A 3,490-nucleotide genomic window follows, 5' to 3' on the forward strand; every position below is an offset into this window, starting at 1 on the left:
CCAGTTAATGGGCATCTTGGTAGAACTGGCATCTTGCCAGTTAATGGGCATCTTGCCAGTTTCATGCTTATTTTCGGGCGGGCAGGATGCCCACTCTACTCCTATTCATTGGAAAACTGACGCAACGCCGACTTCTGAGTATAGCGTTGATCATACTTACCAGCTACATTCAATTTTATTCCCCCATCTCCCCATCTCCCCATCTCCCCATCTCCCCATCTCCCGACTCCCTAATTTAGTAATTTATTTAGAAGTCCCTAAAAACTGTTTAAGTTTTTCCAAGGGTAATTCTTTCACAGCTGCTTCTGGCTGTTCTGTACGACTGACGACAATCACAATATTATTAATTTGTTGGTCATAGCCTGTAGGTGATGACTTAGGTTTATGTCCTCTCATTATCGTAGAGCTAGGTTTATTGACTGGCTGGATTTCCGCTGTTGTTGGGAGATAGTCTGGGGGAATATCGACCGTAGTGTCAAGTTGCTTGTAATAGGTTTGGTAACGTTGATTTAACTCAGGATTAGCTGCAATTATCTCTAGCAGCTTGGGTTTGGTATACCTCTCCCAGGCCAAAGGTTGGGCATCAAGTTGATCGCCAATTTCTTTGATGCTCTTATTCTCACCTTGACTCAAGGGTATTTCTAAATCAGTCAGAGCAAGTAAAAAAGCTAATAAGGTTTTGTTGGTATTCATCAGCCACTGCCACTACTTCAATCACTATCATCTTTATACACGAAGGATCAGCCTAGTGCTGAAAATTGCGATAGTATGTTACCCTAATAAAAATCCACAACCTCGCTCCAATGACACCGGAATGGGAAGCCCTAATCGTTGGGATTAACCGTTATCCAGAATACACCAACTTTAACGACCTGACCGTTGCGGCATTAGATGGGGAAAGTGTCGCTCAACAATTAGATCAGTATGGCTATGAACCGTTTCGGATTCAGGACTTACCCCTTGGGTTGACCCAAAAAGGACCAGGGGGACCATCGAGCACAGGACTGGTAAAATTAGAGGAATTAAGGTCAGCAGTCGCTAATCTGTTTAATCCTCCACCTCCCAACCAACCTCCAGAAACGGCCCTATTCTTCTTTTCAGGCCATGGCTGTAGGCAAGAGGTGGATGGTATTGAGGAAGTTTTCTTAGTGACAAGTGATGCCTTTCCTGATGTGGGAATTTATGGCTATCCTCTGCGGGAGTTGGGTGAGCAAATCGCAACTAGCCCAGTCAAACAGGTAGTGATTTGGTTAGATTGTTGCTACAGTGGCGAGTTACTAAGCTTGCTCCCATTTATCCCAACTGATAAAGCTTACTGCTTGATTACTGCTACTCGTTCCTTTGAACCGGGAATAGAAATTAGCCATGAACAAGGAGTATTTACCAGGGAGTTACTGGCAGGATTAAATCCGGAAAATCACCCCGATGGTATTGTTAATAGTCATAATTTGGGAGAGTTTATTGAGCAGCGGATGTCAAGGACTGGACAACGTCCTTTAATCGCTAACTCAAACCAAGCCATTTTACTGACTAGCCTGTTTCCGAAACTGAGCTTTCAGGATAAGTGCCCCTACCGGTCTCTGTCATATTTTACGGCTAAACCAGAGGATGCTCTGGTGTTTCACGGTCGCTCTAAGTTGACCAAGCAGTTAATTGAGCGAGTGAACAATCAAGACCGTCTGCTGGTGGTGTTAGGGGCTTCCGGCAGTGGCAAGTCTTCCTTACTCAGAGCAGGATTATTGTATCAGCTGAAGTTAGGGCAAGCTATTCCTGGAAGCGATCGCTGGCATTATCTAGAACCTTTCTCTCCAGGTGAAGCACCACAGCAAAGGTTACAGGAGGTGCTTGAAAAGGAAAAGCTTTTAGACAACAAGGGAGGCAATTCTAGTCTTACTCTAGTAGCGACTTCTGAACCGGTGGTCATGATTGTTGACCAGTTTGAAGAGTGCTTCACTATGAGTCAACCTGACCAACGCCAGGAATTCTTTAACAGTTTAATTGAATTAATCGAGAATACCAACAATCTAATTGTGTTAATCGCTATGCGCTCTGACTTTCGGGGGCGATTGCGAGACTATCCTCAATGTGTTGAAAAGATCAATAAACCTTACATCAATGTTGACCACTTGAACCGTCAGGAAATTGAAGAAGCGATCGCACTACCGGCTGAATTAGTAGGATTAGGAATTGAGGGCAGATTAAAACAGCAACTGATTAACGATGTCGAAGATTATCCAGGCAGCCTGCCCCTGCTCCAATATACTCTGACGGAATTATGGAAACAGTCAAGACAGCAGAAGTTTTTATACTTAGAGACTTATCAACAGTTAGGGGGAATTGAGGGAACTCTCGAAAAGAGAGCCAATCAGGTATTTGATAGTCTCTCACCGGAAGAACAAAGTGTGGCTAGGCGTTTGTTCTTGGAATTAACTCAAGTGGGAGATACTCTCGATACCCGTAGACGAATACACCTGGGGGAGTTAGTCAATTCTCACCACAGTTTAGAACTGCTCGATGCTGTTAGCCAGAAGTTAGCCAGTTCAGAGAACCGCTTGATTACTAGAAGCCATCAGGAAAATTCCCAGGATGTGGTTTTGGATGTAGTTCATGAAGCCTTGATTCGCCACTGGGGAAAGTTGGTGGAATGGAAGCAGACTTACAAAGAAGCAATGGTGATCGAACGCAAGCTGGAAGCGGCGGCAGAAGAATGGATGGAAAAGGGAAAGAAGCGTGATGATGCCGGTGTACTGTTACAAGGGGGGAGGTTAGTAGAAGCCCAGGAGTATTTAAACGAGTATTGCAAGTTGGGGATGTTGGATGGGCTGGCCGAGGAATATATTCAGGTAAGCCGTCACAAGCACAAGCAAATGACCCGTAACCGCCGGTTAGTAGCGGGAGCGTTTATTGGTGTGTTGGTATTGGGGACAGTTGTTTCGACAGCTTTTGGGTTGCAGTCTCGTAAACAGGAGAGAAAGGCAGAAGAAAGTGAAATTAAAGCCCTGAGTCAACTTTCAGAAACTTTTTTTGTTTCAAAGCAACCCTTTGATGCTCTAAAAGAGGGTTTAAAGGCAGGAGGAATACTCCAAAAGGCGAATTGGGTACAAGGTGAAACTAGAGTTAGAGCGATCGCTAGTTTACGGCAATCCCTCTATGGAGTGAAAGAATTTAATAGCCTAGACGGACATAGCGATATCACTAGCGTGGCCTTTAGCTATGATGGCCAGACTATCGCTTCTGGTAGTAGGGACAAGACCGTGAAACTGTGGAATCGGCAAGGGAAAGCACTACAAACCCTCACCGGACATAGCAGATCTGTCAATAGCGTGGCCTTTAGCCCAGACGGACAGACTATCGCTTCTGCTAGTAGGGACAACACCGTGAAACTGTGGAATCTGCAAGGCAAAGAACCACAAACCCTCAAAGGGCATAGCGCAGCTGTCAATAGCGTGGCCTTTAGCCCAGACGGACAGACTATCGCTTCTGCTAGTAG

At 45.2% G+C, this 3,490-nt stretch carries 2 protein-coding genes; one reads left to right on the forward strand and one right to left on the reverse strand.

Translation table 11 applies throughout. From position 1 onward, the window contains the following. Positions 1-243: 243 nt before the first annotated feature. Positions 244-693, reverse strand: a complete 450-nt coding sequence (locus AC4II3_RS30410; RefSeq protein ID WP_488017469.1) for a hypothetical protein — start codon at positions 691-693, stop codon at positions 244-246. 110 nt (positions 694-803) lie between these two features. Here AC4II3_RS30410 and AC4II3_RS30415 point away from each other — a divergent pair. After that, on the forward strand, positions 804-3,490 hold a 2,687-nt coding region (locus AC4II3_RS30415), incomplete at its 3' end, for an nSTAND1 domain-containing NTPase (RefSeq protein ID WP_490722996.1).

This window comes from Moorena sp., from assembly GCF_982860115.1.